Genomic DNA, 15,256 nt, shown 5'->3' with positions numbered 1-15,256 from the left:
GTCAGCCTTCCTCGTTCGCAGTCACTGGGGTCTGAAGATAGACCTCGTCTCCGTCACGCAGTACCGGCCAGACCGCGAGATGCGCTGACGGCTTTCCTTGGCTCTCCACGCATTCTCCGGTGCGCAGATCGAACACCTGCTTATGCATTGGCGAGGCGACCGTTGGTGCATCTCCCCTGGTGCCGACGATCCCGCGCGAGATCACATGCGCGCCGCTGTACGGGTCGAAATTCGACACTGCGTGCACGCTGCCGTCACGCAGCAGGAACAACGCGACCTGCTCGCTGCCGAGGAGCGCCGCGCGTCCGCGCTCCACCTCGAGATCCTGTATCGCGCACACGCGCACCGCAGTCGCGTGATCGATCATGAGCGTCATCGGCGCACCTCCAGTGTTGTTCCCGCGATCATCACGCCGCCAAGTTCCCGCTCCTCAGCAGTCGCAGGCCGCATCTGACCCCGCGTCGCGACGTAAGCGAGCGAAGGATCCGGAGTCTCGGCGGCGTTCACGAATGATTCGAACCGCTTCAGCTTTTGCGGGTCCCGCAGGGTCGCCGCCCATTCATCCTCGTAGTTGTCGACGTGTCGGACCATGGCGGTGTCGAGGTCCGCGCAGATGCCCAGCGAGTCATCGAAGATGACCTCCTTGAGCCCGGCAAGTCCACCCTCGAGTTCCTCGCACCACGGCGCAGTGCGCTGCAATCGATCGGCGGTGCGGATGTAATACATGAAGAACCGGTCGATCGCCTGGATCAGCTGCTCGTCGGAGAGGTCGGACGCGAGCAGCTCGGCGTGCCGTGGCGTAAAACCGCCGTTGCCGCCGACGTACATGTTCCAACCCGTCTCGGTCGCGATAACTCCGACGTCCTTACCCCTCGCCTCAGCGCACTCGCGTGCGCAGCCAGAGACGCCGATCTTGAGCTTGTGCGGCGCCCTCAGCCCGCGATAGCGCAGTTCCAACCGCACGGCCATGCCCACGGAATCCAACACGCCGAAGCGGCACCAGGTCGAGCCGACGCACGATTTCACCGTGCGCAGCGACTTGCCGTAGGCCTGCCCCGACTCGAAGCCCGCGTCGACGAGGCGCTGCCAGATCAGCGGCAGCTGCTCGAGTCGCGCGCCGAACATGTCGATGCGCTGACCGCCGGTGAGCTTGGTGTACAGGCCGAAGTCCTCCGCGACTTGTCCGATCACGACCAGACCGGCCGGCGTCACCTCCCCACCCGGCATCCGCGGCACCACCGAGTATGTGCCGTCCTTCTGCATGTTGGCCATGACGTGATCGTTGGTGTCTTGCAGCGTCGCGTTCTCGCCGTCAAGGACGTGCGCGCCGACCAGGACCGACAGGATGCTGGCGAGAGCGGGCTTGCAGATATCGCAGCCTCGACCGCGACCGAAGCGCTCGACAACGGCACTGAACGTCGTCAGCTCGGCGACCCTGACCGCATCGAAAAGCTGCCGGCGAGACATGTCGAAGTGCTCGCAGAGCGCGTTCGACACGGTCTGGCCAAGCTTCGTGAGCTCCTGTCCCACGACTTTCTTGACCATGAGCACGCACGAGCCGCAGGTCGCGCCGGCCTTGGTGCACGCCTTGACCGCTGCCGCGTCCATGCAGCCCTCTTCGTGGACGGCCTGACGGATTCGACCGGCCGTGACGTTCGAGCATGAGCAGACGACCGCGGCGTCCGGCAACTCCCCGCCGGGCGCCTCCACACCGCCTTCCGGCATCAGATAAGCGACGGGATCCGCGCCGAGACGCGCGCCGACCAGCGGACGCAGCGAGCCGTATGCCGAAGCATCACCGATGAGGATGCCTCCCAGCAGCGTCTGCGCGTCATCCGACAACACCAGCTTCTTGTACACACCTGCCACGGGGTCGGCATAGACCACGTCAAGGGCGTTCGGGGTCTGAGCGAACGCATCGCCGAAGCTGGCGACGTCGACACCGGAGAGTTTGAGCTTGGCGGACTCGTCATAACCGGGGAAGGTGGCATCGCCCCCGAGCAGACGGGTCGCTGCGACCTCGGCCATCGCGTAGCCGGGGGCGACGAGACCGACGCTGCGCCCGTCGAAGTTGGCGACTTCACCGATCGCGAGGATCGCTGGGTCACTGGTGCGACAGCGATCGTCAATCAGCACGCCGCCACGGGGATGTACTTCGAGCTGGGCGTTTCTGGCGAGTTCATCGCGCGGTCGCACGCCGACGGTGAAGATCACGACGTCCGCACGCTGAAAACTGCCGTCCTGGAACTCCAACGCTGTGACAGCACCGGACTCGTCCGGGTCAAGACGCGTCGTACGCGACTCTGTGCGCACGGAGATCCCCCGCGCTTCGATCAGACGCCGCAACATGCTGCCGCCTGCCAGGTCAAGCTGTGCAGACATCAGGCGATCGGATGATTGCACCACGGTGCAGTCCACGTCGAGCCCCTGCAACGCGCCGGCGGCCTCGAGTCCCAGCAAGCCCCCGCCAATCACGGCACCCCGCAACGGGCGCCCGAGCTCACCACTGCGCTGCTGCACGAATCGGCGCAGCGCCTGAACATCGTCGAGCGTGCGATAGACGAAGCATCCGGGCAGATCCGCGCCGTCGACCGCAACGCGCGCGGCGTAGGAACCTGTGGCGAGCACCAACGTGTCGTAGGCGATCACTCCTTGATCACGAGTGACCACGGTCTGTGTGCGCCGATCAATGCGCGTCACGCGCTCGCCGGGGATCAGCGTGACCCGCTCGTCGTCGAAAACCGATCGGTCCAACACCAGGTCATCGGGCGTCGCACCGGAGAAGTAGCTGGTCAGTCCTACCCGGTCGTATGGGCCACGACCCTCGTCACCAACGACAGTGATGTGCACTCCGCCCTCAGCCCGGCTGAGCAGGCTCTCGACGAACCGGTGCGCGACCATCCCGGCGCCGACGACAAGAATCTGGGACTCGGTCACGGTCTTCTCATTCATGGCGGCTCCTGCGGTTCGGGGTTGTCCAGACACTACGAGCGCGTTGTTTCACCAACCGGGCGGCTCCCGTTACGCCCGTCGAACGTTCTCCTCACAAATCGATAACGACGTCGTGAGGGGTGAGGCCTCATCGCACATCGCTCCGCGCGTACTAGGCTGAACAGCGTCCCTTCCCCCCTCACGCGGGCTGACCGCGCAAGGAGCACATTGTGTCTGCCACCGAACCTTCGACGCCGACTCCACCGGTACCCTCACCTCCACGCATTCCGATGCCACAGCGTCCGACTGCGCCCGCAGCCGCCGCTGCACCGGTCGCGCCCGTCGCCTCAGCCGATTCCGCAAACTTCGGTCGCGTCGCTGACGACGGCACCGTCGAGGTGCAAGAGGGCGACGACTGGCGTGTCGTCGGCCAATATCCTGATGGCACCTCGGATGAGGCCCTGGCCTATTACGTCCGCAAGTTCGATGACCTCGCGTTCAAGGTGCACACGCTCGAGCAGCGCCACCAGAGCGGCGGAGCATCCGCCAACGAGCTGACCTCGCAGGCAAAGCACCTGGTCGATGAAGTGACGGGCGCCGCTGCAGTCGGAGACCTGGCTTCATTGCGTGCGCGCTTGGATGCGCTCACTGCCGCACTGGCAGAGGCGAGCGAAGCAGAAGCCCAGCAGGCCAAAGAGCTCGTTGACGCGGCAATCGCTGAGCGCACCGTTCTGGTCGAGAGCATCGAGACGATCGCTGCACGTGACCTCTCCAAGGTGCAGTGGAAGCAGGTCACCGAAGAGGTCACCGTACTCTTCGACACCTGGCAGGCCCAGCAGCAGACCGGCCCGCGCCTTCCGAAGGGCATCTCGCAGCAGCTCTGGAAGCGATTCCGCGACGCACGCTCTGTCATCGACAAGAGCCGTCGCACCTTCTACGCAGACCTTGATGAGACACACAAGTCGGCTCGCAACGAGAAGAGCCAGCTGATCGAGCGTGCAGAAGCGCTGGCATCCAAGGGTGTCGACGGCATCCCTGCCTACCGCAACCTTCTCGATGAGTGGAAGGCATCCGGCCGCGCCGGACGCAAGGCAGATGACGCACTGTGGGCCCGCTTCAAGGCCGCCGGTGACGCTCTCTACTCGGCTCGAGCCGAGCAGTCCGCCGCTGAGGAAGCCGAGTCGGCTCCGAAGATCGAGGCCAAGACGGCTCTTATCGAAGAGGCGAAGGCCGTTGCTGACGAATCCAACATCAAACAGGCTCGTGCCCTGTTGACGCGAATTCAGACCCAGTGGGATGAAATCGGACGTGTCTTCCCGCGTGACAAGGAACGCACACTCGATGACAAGCTCCGCGTTATCGAGCAGGCACTGAAGTCGCGCGAAGAGGTCGATTGGAAGCGCAACAACCCAGAGACCAAGGCGCGCGCCAACGACATGAGCCAGCAGCTTCTCGACGCGATCGAGAAGCTCGAAGCAGAGAAGGCCGCTGCGGAGAAAGCTGGCGACAAGCGGGCCGCGAAGGAAGCCGCAGACGCACTCGATGCACGCAAGGCATGGTTGAACGCCCTCGAGGGCTGAACGTTATCCACAGCCGCCCCTGGGCCGAGGACAGCACGGGCACACTGAAGGTGTGCATCCGTTGCTGTTCTACCGCCCAGGGGCTTTGCTGTCGCAGCCAGAGCTGAGCGCGGCACGCCTCGATGGTCTCCTCTTCGAGGTCGGCGACGGCTACATGTATGCGGATGTCCCTGAGGATGCGGTGGCTCGAGTAGCCTCACTCCAGTCAGTGCTCTCCCCGGGGTACGCAGCAAGCGGACCGACCGCAGCGTGGATCCACGGTGTCGGTGACGCGGCACCACTTCGTCACCATATTCAAAGAGCGACCCCGCGGCGCCAGCGCGTCACGCCGCAGCGCAATGTGATCGTTCATGAGATCCAGCTCGCGCCAAGTGATGTGCAGACGATCGCAGGGAGGCCGGTCACCACGCTCTCCCGCACGATGACTGATCTTGCCCTCCGTGCGGATCGTGACGGCGAACACGAGCGATGGATGCGCGCTCTCGCAACCGCAATGCCCGAACTGCTGCTGCCGGTGCGTGACGAGATAGCTTCACGAACGCGGATGCCGGGCAAAAGGTCAGCGGTTGCTGCTCTCGACCGCTTGTTGAACGCCCAGTGTCAGGATGTCGTCACCCGGTAAACGTCATAGACGGCGTCGATCCGCCGTACGGCGTTGAGCACGCGATCCAGATGCACCGAGTCGCCCATCTCGAACACGAACCGGCTGATGGCAAGGCGATCATCGTTGGTGTTGACCGTGGCAGAGAGAATATTCACGTGGTGCTCGCTGAGCACTCGCGTGACATCAGAGAGGAGCGCGGAACGGTCGAGAGCCTCGACTTGGATCTGCACGCGGAAGACGCTCTTCGTCGTGGGCGCCCACTCGACGTCAACAAACCGCTCCTGCTCTGCGCTGAGAGCCTTCACATTGGTGCAGTCCGACCGGTGCACCGAGACACCGCTTCCTCGCGTCACGAATCCGACGATTGAGTCCCCCGGCACTGGCGTGCAGCACTTGGCGAGCTTGACGAGAATGTCATCAGCTCCACGCACCAGAATGCCGGAGTCACCAGAGCGGGGCTCGCGCGAGGGTGCCCTGCTGGGTATATCGATGGCTCCGGTGCTGGTGTCGTTCGCCGCGATGATCGCGGTGACCTTTTCCAGCACGGACTGGGTGGAGATGTGTCCTTCACCAACCGCTGCGTATAGCGCGGAGACATCTTCGTAGCGCAGCTGATGGGCTACCTCGGTGAAAGAATCCTGGTTCATCAGACGCTGCAGCGGCAGGTTCTGCCGACGCATCGCCCTGGCGATGGATTCTTTGCCCTGTTCGATCGCCTCTTCGCGACGCTCCTTCGTGAACCAGCCACGAATCTTATTGCGTGCACGGGTGCTCTTGACGAAACTGAGCCAGTCCTGGCTCGGCCCCGAGTCCGGGTTCTTCGACGTGAAGACCTCGATCACGTCACCGCTCTTGACCTCGGTCTCCAAGGGAACGAGGCGCCCGTTGACCTTCGCACCCATCGTGCGATGCCCGATCTCGGTGTGCACGGCGTAGGCGAAGTCGACCGGAGTCGCGCCAGCCGGAAGGCCGATGACACGCCCCTTGGGCGTGAAGACGTAAACTTCCTTGGCGCCGATCTCAAAGCGCAGCGAATCGAGGAACTCACTGGGGTCTGCGGTCTCGGCCTGCCAGTCGGAGATGTGCGCGAGCCACGTCATATCCGTGTCGCTGGGCAGGGACCCCGGCTTGCCCCCGTTCATCCGCTCCTTGTACATCCAGTGCGCGGCGACGCCGAACTCGGCCTGCTGGTGCATCTCGTGCGTGCGGATCTGGATCTCCACCGTGCGACCGTTCGGCCCGATGACCGTGGTGTGCAACGACTGATACAGGTTGAACTTCGGGGTGGCGATGTAGTCCTTGAAGCGCCCCGGCAGTGGCGTCCACCTGGCATGAATCGCGCCGAGTACGGCGTAGCAGTCGCGCACCGAGTTCACCAGCACCCGAATGCCGAGGAGATCGTAGATGTCGTCGAACTCACGCCCTCGGATGACCATCTTCTGGTATACCGAATAGAGCTGCTTGGGTCGACCTGCGACCTTGCCGCGGATGCGCAAGTCGTGCAGATCTTCGTTGATCGACTCGATGACCTGCTTCAGATACTTCTCACGTTGCGGAGTGCGCTGCGCGATCAGGCTGTTGATCTCGACGTAGATCTTGGGATGCAGCACAGCGAAGGAGAGGTCCTCCAGCTCAGACTTGATCGCCTGAATACCGAGGCGATTCGCCAGGGGCGCGTAAATCTCCAGGGTCTCCCTGGCCTTCTTCTCCGCCTTCTCAGGTGGAACGAAACCCCAGGTGCGCGCATTGTGCAGACGGTCAGCGAGCTTGATCAGCAGCACGCGGAGGTCCTTGGACATCGCGACGATCATCTTGCGGACAGTCTCTGCCTGAGCGCTTTCGCCGTACTTGACCTTGTCGAGCTTCGTGACCCCGTCAACGAGCATGGCGACCTCGTCGCCGAATGTCTCCGTCAGCTCGGACAGTGCATAGCCGGTGTCCTCGACGGTGTCGTGCAAAAGCGCCGCAGCGATCGCGCGGGGCCCGAGCCCCATTTCGGCAAGGATCTGCGCAACGGCGAGCGGGTGCGTGATGTACGGTTCGCCGCTCTGGCGCTTCTGACCCTCGTGCTTTTCCTTCGCAACGCTGTATGCGCGTTCGATGATGGCGAGATCACCCTTGGGGTGGTTCACCCGCACCGAGCGGATCAGATTATCGAGGTCGTTGATCCGGGGCGCGCGAGAGAAGATGCGGGGTACGAGCCTTCTCAAGCTCGAGCCCTGCGACGACGTATTCGCCTCCGCCATCACTTCACCTCCGGGTCAGAACATTCTACGCGGGCCGGCTATGGCCGGCCCGCGTAGCGAACGAGATCAGGCGTCTGCGGTTGCGCGCGTGCGCAACTCGAGAACGCGCTTGTCTCGCTCGATGATGTTCGGCTCCTTCTCGCGGAACAGCGAGTACAACGGCGCAGCCACGAACAGTGTGGAGTAGGTCGCCACGATGATGCCGACGAAGATCGACAGCGAGATGTCTGTGAGGGTCTCGGCCCCCAACCAGAACGCGCCGATGAACAGGATCGCGCCGACCGGCAATGCCGCGACGATCGAGGTGTTGATCGAACGAATCAGGGTCTGGTTCACGGCAAGGTTCACTGACTCACCGAAGGTACGAGATGAGTTCTCGCCGTCTTCGATGGTGTTCTCTCTGATCTTGTCGAACACCACAGTGGTGTCATACAGCGAGTACGACAGAATCGTCAGGAAGCCGATCACCGCAGCAGGTGAGATCTCAAATCCGGCAAGCGCATACACGCCGACCGTGATCACGAGAACGTCCAACAGACCGATGATCGCAGCGGCAGACATCTTCCAGGTGCGGAAGTAGATCGCGAGGATCAAGAACGTCAGCGCGAGGAAGATCGCGAGGCCCCATAGCGACTGGCGGGTGACATTCGCGCCCCAGGCCGGGCCGATGTACGACGATGTGACCTCTTGCGGGTCGACCTCGAACGCCTCGGCCAGAGCATTTCCGACCGCAAGCGTCTCGCTCTGGGTCATCTGGTCGGTCTGCACACGCACGTCGGTTTCACCGACGATCGCCACCTTGGTGGCGGCATCTGGAACGATCGATTGCACCGCGTCGGTGGCAGTCTGCTGATCAGTCGATGCCGGGGCGACGACCGTGAACTGCGAGCCCCCGGTGAACTCGATCGAGAACTGCACCGGACGCAGGAACGGCACAAGCGCCGAACCTGCGACCAGGATGATCGCGATGATGAACCACAGGCGTCGCCTGCCAACGAACGGGAAAGAAGTCTTACCCGTGTAGAGGTTGTTGCCGAACTCATTCATAGAGGCCATCAGCGCTCTCCCTCGCTTCCGGCGTCGGTCTTTTTACTGCCCACGAGGGCATCTGCGCGCTTACGCTCGGCAATCGTCTGGCGGCGTTCCGCTTCTGCACGTGATCGGCTGGTCTTCGCGGCACGGCCGCCCTTGCCAGGCTCGACCTGACGGTACTGCGTGCGGGTGTGATAAACCGCTCCGAGCGCATCGGGGTCAAGACCGGACAGCTTGTGGCCATTACCGAAGAACTTCGTACGTGCCAGGATCTGCATCACCGGGTGCGTGAAGATCACGAAGATGAACACGTCGATGATCGTCGTGAGTCCCAGGGTGAAGGCAAAGCCCTTCACTGTGGAGTCCGCAAGGATGTACAGCACGACGGCAGCGAGGATGTTGATCGACTTGGAGATGTAGATCGTGCGCTTGGCGCGACCCCAACCGTCTTCCACCGCGTTCGTGATGGATTTACCGTCGCGCAGCTCATCTCGTATTCGTTCGAAATAGACGATGAACGAGTCGGCGACGAAACCGATCGACACGATCAGACCTGCGACACCGGCGAGCGAAAGGCGGAAGCCGAGTCGCCAGGCCAGGATGCAGACGATGATGTAGGTCAGTACGCCCATGACCGCGATGGATGCGATGATCACGGCGCCGAGTGCACGGTAGCTGAGCAGCGAGTACACGGCTACCAGCGCGAGGCCGATGAGTCCTGCGATCAGGCCGATCATCAGCTGCTGGGTTCCGAGTGTCGCCGAGATGCTCGCAGAGCTCTCGGTCGTGAAGCTCAGCGGCAGCGCGCCGTACTTGAGCTGGTCCGCGAGTGCCTCCGCTGACTCCTGTGTGAAAGAACCGGAGATGCTGGGCTTGCCGTTGAGGATAACGCCGTTCATCTGCGGTGCAGAGATCACTGAGCCATCCAGCACGAACGCGAACTGGTCACGCGGGCTGAGGCCTGCGAGCTTGTTCTGGTACAGGCGCTGGCTGATCTTGCCGAAGACCTCAGTGCCGTGGCTGTCGAGCGTCAGCTGTACCGTCCAGGCACCGTTGGTCTGGTCCCGACCACTGCTCGCGTCATCGATCGAGTCTCCGGTCAGCTCTGTCGGGCCAAGGATGTACTTGACCGAGTTGAGAGGGTCACAGGTAATCAGGGGCTCATCGGCTGGCGCGTTCGCCGCGTCGTTCTCGGGATTCGAGCAGTCATAGGCGAGGAACTCTGCCTGAAGTTTCTCCGTGACCCAGGCCAGATCGCTGCCGTCGGTCGGCTCCGGTGTCGGAATGGCATTGGCGGCCGGGTCCGGGGTCGGATACGGCGTCGAAGTGCCATCTTCGCCGACGAAGTCGGTGGCAGGGCTCCCGACGAAGATCACCGTGCGGAACTCGAGCTGTGCGCTCGCCTCGATACGTGCGCGGGTCTCTTCATCAGCGATCCCAGGAATCTGGACGACGATGTTTCGTCCACCCTCGGTGGTGATGTCGGACTCGGCCACGCCTGCAGCGTCTACACGCTGGCGAATGATCGCGGCGGCCTGAGCAAGCTGTTCCTGCGTGGGGTCGGCGCCATCCTCCGTGACCGCGCTGAGCACGATCTGGGTGCCGCCCTGGAGGTCGAGTGCGAGTTCAGGCGACCATGAGCTCTTCCCGAGCCCCACGCCAACCGCATTGATGCCGAACAGCGCAGCCGTCACGATGACGAGGCTGAGAAGAACCTTCCAGGCATGACGAACTGGAGAAGAAGAAGCCACGTATGTTCAGCTTTCTACGATGCCGGGTGGGCAGAGGGGGTTACTTGCCGTCGGAGTCGCGATCCAGACGGGCGCGGGTCTCCTCGGGCGTCTCGACATTGAGGTCAGCCTCGACTGCGTCATCCGCATCCGCGATTTCTTCGACGGCGTCGATCTCCTCGATGGCGTCGTTCTCCTCGATGACGTCCTTCGGCTCCACGATGCGCAGAATCGCCTGGCTGTGCACTTCGATGATGGTGCCGGGTGCGATCTCGACGAGCGCAGGCGAATCGAGGTCTTCGGGGTCGTAGGCGACGATCGTGCCGTACAGGCCACCCTGCAGCAGCACCTTGACACCGGGGACGGTCTTGGTGGCCTTCTCCTCCTGCTCGGCCTTCTGAGCCTTCTGACGCTTACGCGTGTTGAAGAACATGAAGACGAGGAGAACAGCCAGTAGGCCGAAAAGGACGATTTCCATCAGGCAGTGCCTTTCAAAGTGCGCACGCCAACGATGGACGCGCAGAGGATTCGGGGGGAAGTCTTCAGTGATTATAGGTCATTGAGCAATGCGGCAGTCTCGGGATGCTGGAGCCCGAGGTGTTGATACGCCTCAGGCATCGCGACACGCCCGCGCGGCGTTCGTCCGAGGAACCCGATGCGCACGAGGAAAGGCTCGACCACGCTCTCGACCGTCTCCGCTTCCTCGCCGACTGCTACGGCCAGAGTGCTGAGTCCCACTGGCCCACCACGGAAGCGTCGGACCAACGTCTCCAGAACGGCGCGGTCGAGCCGGTCAAGGCCGATTGGATCGACGTCATAGAGCTCAAGAGCCGCGTTGACATCTGAAATCGTTGCAGAGCCATGCTCACCATGCACGAGAGCGTAATCACGCACACGTCGAAGAAGCCGGTTCGCGATACGCGGGGTTCCTCTGGACCGTCGAGCAATCTCATTCAGTGCATCGGGTGGCATGCCGACACCGAGAACATTCGAGGAACGTTCGATGACTTTCTCAAGATCACTGTCGTCATAGAACTCAAGATGGCCAGTGAACCCGAATCGGTCGCGCAGCGGATTGGGCAGCAACCCGGAACGGGTGGTCGCGCCGACGAGAGTGAACGGTGCGAGATCGAGCGGGATGCTGGTGGCGCCCGCACCCTTGCCGACCATGATGTCGATGCGGAAGTCTTCCATCGCGAGATAGAGCATCTCTTCTGCCGAGCGGGCCATGCGGTGAATCTCATCGATGAAGAGCACTTCACCCGGAACGAGGCTCGACAGCAGCGCTGCCAGATCACCGGCGTGCTGGATTGCTGGCCCGCTGGAGAGTCGCAGCGGACGCTCGCTCTCGTAGGCCACGATCATTGCAAGCGTCGTCTTGCCGAGGCCAGGAGGGCCGGCGAGCAGGATGTGATCCGGCGGGCGATTCTGGATGCGTGCCGCATCGAGCAGCAGCTGCAGCTGACCGCGCACCTTTGGCTGTCCGACGAACTCACCAAGACTGCCAGGGCGAAGTGCGCCTTCGATTGCGAGTTCTACCTCGTCAATCGGTTCCGAAGCGTCTTTACCGTCAGAGACGCGACCATCAGACACGCGAAGCTCCAGCCTTGGCGGGGCCGAGCGCCGCGAGTGCGTGCCGCAGCAGCGCGGAGACCGAATCACGATCAGCAGCGCTAGCTGCCTCCGCCGTCTCGCTGGCCGCTTCGAGGGCGACTTTCTCTGACCAGCCGAGACCGACCAATGCCGTCGCGAGCTGCGCGACGACGTCGCCTGCACCGGAAGGGCGGGCAGCAGTGCTGGCAACCGGCCGCTGCAACTTGCCGGCGAGCTGTACGACGATCAGCTTCGCTGTCTTCGGGCCGATGCCGGAAACACGACGGAAGGGAGCGTCATCATCGTCAGCAACGGCTGTGGCGATCTGATCGACAGTGAGGTGCCCGAGCACTCCCAGCGCGGATTTCGGGCCGACGCCGGTCACGCTCAGCAGCAGCGAGAAGACCTCGAGTTGCACGGATTCGGCGAAGCCGAACAGGGTGAGCGCGTCTTCACGGACGATGAGACTGGTGTGCAGTCGCAACTGCTCGCCCGCTCGCGCGGTGTGTGCAACATCGCCAGGGACGAACACGAAGAATCCGACGCCCCCGACTTCGATCACGACATGATCGGCGCCGACGGAGAGCACGGTCCCGTGCAGTGAGGAGATCATCCTCTCAGCCTACGAGCCCGATCGTATGTATGTTCGAGCGACACGCTCAGCATCGGCCCACGCGCGTTGTGCGGGCGTCAGCGTTTCCTTGGTACCCGGAGATGCACCGCCACGCCGCCACGCGTGACACAGCGCGATCGCCAAAGCATCCGCGGCGTCGGCAGGCTGCGGGGGCGCATCAAGGCGCAGGATGCGTGCGATCATCGCCTGCACCTGCTTCTTGTCGGCCGAGCCGTAGCCGGTAACGGCAGCTTTCACCTCGCTGGGCGTGTGCGTCGCGGCCGGTAGGCCTGCTTCTGCGGCGATCAGCAACGCGACACCGCTTGCCTGAGCCGTGCCCATGACGGTATGGCTGTTGTGCTGTGCGAAAACACGCTCGACAGCCACGGCGTCCGGTTGGTGTTCTTCGAGGACTGCGCGGATGCCGGCGGCCACGGCCGCGAGGCGTTCGCCGATGGGAGCATCAGGAGGCGTATGGATCACACCGACGTGCACGAGAGTTCCCCGCCTGGCGCGATCGACGTCGACGACACCGACACCGCACCGGGTGAGTCCGGGGTCGATGCCCAGCACGCGCAAAGAGGAAGCCGCCACTCCCCCAGGCTAAGCGCCAGGAGAGTGACGGCGGAGGCGGCGCGCCTTACTCGTCTGACTCGTCGCTCTCAAGCTCAGCGTGCACCTCTGCTGTGAGGTCGAAGTTGCTGTAGATATTCTGAACGTCTTCGCTCTCCTCGAGGGCATCGATGAGGCGGAAGATCTTGCGTGCAGTATCGGCGTCGACCTCCACCTTCACATTCGGCACGAACTCGATATCGGCAGATTCGTACTCGATGCCTGCGTCGACCAGCGCGGAGCGAACCGCAACCAGGTCGGCGGGCTCGGTGGTGACTTCGAAGCCGTCGGCGTGAGGTTCGATCTCCTCGGCACCTGCCTCCAAAGCAGCCATCATGACATCATCCTCAGAGGTGCCATCGCCACTCACCACGATGATGCCCTTGCGCGTGAAGTTGTACGCCACGCTGCCGGGGTCGGCGAGGTTGCCACCGTTGCGGCTGAGAGTGGTGCGCACCTCGGCCGCGGCACGGTTCTTGTTGTCGGTTAGACACTCGATCATGAGTGCGACACCGTTCGGACCGTAGCCCTCGTACATGATTGAGGTGTACTCGACGGCCTGGCCACCGATGCCAGCGCCGCGCTTCACCGCGCGGTCGATGTTGTCCTTGGGGACCGACATCTTCTTGGCCTTGAGAACGGCATCGAACAGCGTCGGGTTGCCTTGCATGTCGGCGCCGCCCAGCTTCGCCGCCACTTCAATGTTCTTGATGAGCTTGGCCCACGACTTCGCGCGCCTGGAGTCGATGACGGCCTTCTTGTGCTTCGTCGTCGCCCACTTGGAATGCCCGGACATATATCTCCGCTCGTGTTTCCGCCCTGCTGCCATCGCAGGGCGTCATCCAGTCTAACTAACCGGGTCCCCGCTGCGTAGCCTGACAGGTCGCACGCGACGAGACCTGGCGCCAGGAGCCTGACGGGTGTAGTCCTGACTCATGGACGACAGCGGCATCGACGACACTGCCCTCGCACTCGAAGCGGCTCATCGCGCGGCATCAGCATTTCTCGGATCTGTCAACGAGCGACCAGTGTGGCCACGCGCGAACCTCGACGACATGCTCGCCGCCTTCGGCGGGCCGCTCGCAGCGGACGGCATCGCTCCGGCCTCGGTGATCGAGGAGATCGCAGAGCGTGCCGACCCCGGGCTCGTCGCGATCCCCGGCGGCCGCTTCTTCGGCTTTGTGATCGGGTCCACGCATCCCGCCGCCCTGGCCGCTGACTGGCTCGTGTCAGCGTGGGACCAGAACTCGGGCTCCTCCACGCTGACTCCCGCCACCGTCGCGATGGAACGCGTCGCCGGTCAGTGGATGCTCGAGCTGTTTGGCCTTCCCGCATCCGCCAGCGTTGGCTTCGTAACTGGCGGACAGATCGCGAACTTCACGTGTCTCGCCTCGGCCCGCCAGTCGGTGCTGGCACGCGAGGGATGGGATGTCTCCGAGAGTGGTCTCCGCGGTGCGCCTGCGCTGCGCTTCGTCGTCGGCGCTGACAGGCATGGCTCGATCGATCGTGCGGCGCGCTTTCTCGGGATCGGGCGGACAGAGCTGACGGTCGTCGATTCCGACGATCAGGGGCGGATGCGGGCCGAGGCTCTGGAGCAGGCGCTCGCTGCCGCGGACGGTCCGCTGATCGTCTGTCTCCAGGCAGGCGAGGTGCACACCGGTGCGTTCGACGACTTCCGCGAGCTGATCCCAATCGCGAAACGACATGGGGCCTGGGTGCATGTCGACGGTGCGTTCGGCCTCTGGGCTGCTGCGTCCGGAGCGCTGCGTCATCTCACAGCAGGGATGGAGCAGGCGGATTCCTGGGCGACGGATGCACACAAGACGCTGAATGTGCCCTACGACTGCGGCATGGCGATCGTTCGTGATCCGGCAGACTCGATCGCGGCATTCCGGACCGGCGGCGACTATCTCATTTACTCCGGTCTCGACCCGTGGGACGTCACGCCTGAGCTCTCCCGACGCGGGCGCGGCGTACCCGCGTGGGCAGCGATGCGGAGCTTGGGCACGTCGGGCATCGCTGCCTTGATCGACCGTCTGCATGAGAACGCCGTCGCCATGGCCACCGGCCTCTCGTCGATCGACGAGATCGAGGTCGTCAACGACGTGGACTACACCCAGGTTATGTTCCGCGCCGGATCAGATGCCGAGACGCGCTCCCTCGGCGAGGCGATCCTCGCGGATGGCACCGCGGCGATGACCGGTGCCGTGTGGCGAGGGCGAGCGGCGATTCGCTGCTCGATGTCGTCCTGGTTGACGAGCGACGAAGACGTCGAGCGCACGGTTGCGGCGGTCCGCCGACTGGTTTCGCGGTAG

The 15,256-nt window shown here is 63.5% G+C and carries 13 protein-coding genes; 3 read left to right on the top strand and 10 right to left on the bottom strand.

Translation table 11 applies throughout. The annotated features are described in order from the left end of the window. Position 1: 1 nt before the first annotated feature. Together nirD and nirB are read right to left on the bottom strand one after the other, a co-directional pair. Entirely contained in the window at positions 2–376 is a 375-nt protein-coding gene (gene nirD, locus AC1C2Q_RS18545) for a nitrite reductase small subunit NirD (RefSeq protein ID WP_495451327.1), read from the bottom strand. Continuing rightward, entirely contained in the window at positions 373–2,952 is a 2,580-nt protein-coding gene (gene nirB, locus AC1C2Q_RS18540; RefSeq protein WP_495451326.1) for a nitrite reductase large subunit NirB, read from the bottom strand. Before nirB ends, nirD begins: the two co-directional genes overlap by 4 nt. A 209-nt stretch (positions 2,953–3,161) precedes the next feature. Between nirB and AC1C2Q_RS18535 the strand changes: the two genes are divergently transcribed. Then, positions 3,162–4,511, top strand: a complete 1,350-nt coding sequence (locus AC1C2Q_RS18535) for a DUF349 domain-containing protein (RefSeq protein ID WP_495451325.1) — start codon at positions 3,162–3,164, stop codon at positions 4,509–4,511. Positions 4,512–4,563: 52 nt separating this feature from the next. Continuing rightward, entirely contained in the window at positions 4,564–5,133 is a 570-nt protein-coding gene (locus AC1C2Q_RS18530) for a type IV toxin-antitoxin system AbiEi family antitoxin (RefSeq protein WP_495451324.1), read from the top strand. Here the strand turns inward: AC1C2Q_RS18530 and AC1C2Q_RS18525 are convergent. The 8 genes from AC1C2Q_RS18525 to AC1C2Q_RS18490 all read right to left on the bottom strand — a co-directional run bounded on the left by AC1C2Q_RS18525 (position 5,112) and on the right by AC1C2Q_RS18490 (position 13,737). Further along, the gene (locus tag AC1C2Q_RS18525) at positions 5,112–7,361 is read right to left on the bottom strand and encodes a RelA/SpoT family protein (RefSeq protein WP_495428889.1); all 2,250 of its coding nucleotides are present in this window, start codon (positions 7,359–7,361) and stop codon (positions 5,112–5,114) included. The genes AC1C2Q_RS18530 and AC1C2Q_RS18525 overlap by 22 nt on opposite strands. A gap of 66 nt (positions 7,362–7,427) precedes the next feature. Further along, positions 7,428–8,417: a protein translocase subunit SecF gene (gene secF, locus AC1C2Q_RS18520; protein ID WP_495451323.1), complete on the bottom strand. Its 990-nt coding sequence runs from the start codon at positions 8,415–8,417 to the stop codon at positions 7,428–7,430. Then, positions 8,417–10,144 (bottom strand): protein translocase subunit SecD, encoded by a 1,728-nt coding sequence (secD, locus tag AC1C2Q_RS18515; RefSeq protein ID WP_495451322.1) that lies wholly within the window; start codon positions 10,142–10,144, stop codon positions 8,417–8,419. Before secD ends, secF begins: the two co-directional genes overlap by 1 nt. 40 nt (positions 10,145–10,184) lie before the next feature. Then, on the bottom strand, positions 10,185–10,601 hold the full coding sequence (locus AC1C2Q_RS18510) for a preprotein translocase subunit YajC (RefSeq protein ID WP_495451321.1): 417 nt from the start codon (positions 10,599–10,601) through the stop codon (positions 10,185–10,187). Between the two features lie 71 nt (positions 10,602–10,672). Next, positions 10,673–11,716, bottom strand: coding sequence for a Holliday junction branch migration DNA helicase RuvB (gene ruvB, locus AC1C2Q_RS18505; RefSeq protein ID WP_495428885.1), 1,044 nt, complete (start codon positions 11,714–11,716; stop codon positions 10,673–10,675). Next, complete coding sequence (ruvA, locus tag AC1C2Q_RS18500; RefSeq protein ID WP_495451320.1) at positions 11,709–12,329, bottom strand: Holliday junction branch migration protein RuvA; 621 nt, start codon at positions 12,327–12,329, stop codon at positions 11,709–11,711. Before ruvA ends, ruvB begins: the two co-directional genes overlap by 8 nt. A gap of 9 nt (positions 12,330–12,338) precedes the next feature. Further along, a complete protein-coding gene (ruvC, locus tag AC1C2Q_RS18495; protein WP_495451319.1) occupies positions 12,339–12,923 on the bottom strand; it encodes a crossover junction endodeoxyribonuclease RuvC in 585 nt (194 codons plus the stop codon). 46 nt (positions 12,924–12,969) lie between these two features. Then, positions 12,970–13,737: a YebC/PmpR family DNA-binding transcriptional regulator gene (locus tag AC1C2Q_RS18490; RefSeq protein ID WP_495428881.1), complete on the bottom strand. Its 768-nt coding sequence runs from the start codon at positions 13,735–13,737 to the stop codon at positions 12,970–12,972. Positions 13,738–13,876: 139 nt separating this feature from the next. Here AC1C2Q_RS18490 and AC1C2Q_RS18485 point away from each other — a divergent pair, with 139 nt between their 5' ends. Continuing rightward, a complete protein-coding gene (locus AC1C2Q_RS18485; RefSeq protein ID WP_495451318.1) occupies positions 13,877–15,256 on the top strand; it encodes a pyridoxal phosphate-dependent decarboxylase family protein in 1,380 nt (459 codons plus the stop codon).

It is taken from the genome of Microbacterium sp. Y356 (genome assembly GCF_059445355.1).
This window is presented reverse-complemented; position numbering and strand designations above follow the sequence as displayed.

Coding starts and splice junctions, on each gene's coding strand:
- nirB (WP_495451326.1), bottom strand. CDS start 2,952: ATGAATGAGAAGACCGTGACCGAGTCCCAGATTCTTGTCGTCGGCGCC.
- AC1C2Q_RS18490 (WP_495428881.1), bottom strand. CDS start 13,737: ATGTCCGGGCATTCCAAGTGGGCGACGACGAAGCACAAGAAGGCCGTC.
- secF (WP_495451323.1), bottom strand. CDS start 8,417: ATGGCCTCTATGAATGAGTTCGGCAACAACCTCTACACGGGTAAGACT.
- AC1C2Q_RS18525 (WP_495428889.1), bottom strand. CDS start 7,361: ATGGCGGAGGCGAATACGTCGTCGCAGGGCTCGAGCTTGAGAAGGCTC.
- nirD (WP_495451327.1), bottom strand. CDS start 376: ATGACGCTCATGATCGATCACGCGACTGCGGTGCGCGTGTGCGCGATA.
- ruvA (WP_495451320.1), bottom strand. CDS start 12,329: ATGATCTCCTCACTGCACGGGACCGTGCTCTCCGTCGGCGCCGATCAT.
- AC1C2Q_RS18485 (WP_495451318.1), top strand. CDS start 13,877: ATGGACGACAGCGGCATCGACGACACTGCCCTCGCACTCGAAGCGGCT.
- AC1C2Q_RS18510 (WP_495451321.1), bottom strand. CDS start 10,601: ATGGAAATCGTCCTTTTCGGCCTACTGGCTGTTCTCCTCGTCTTCATG.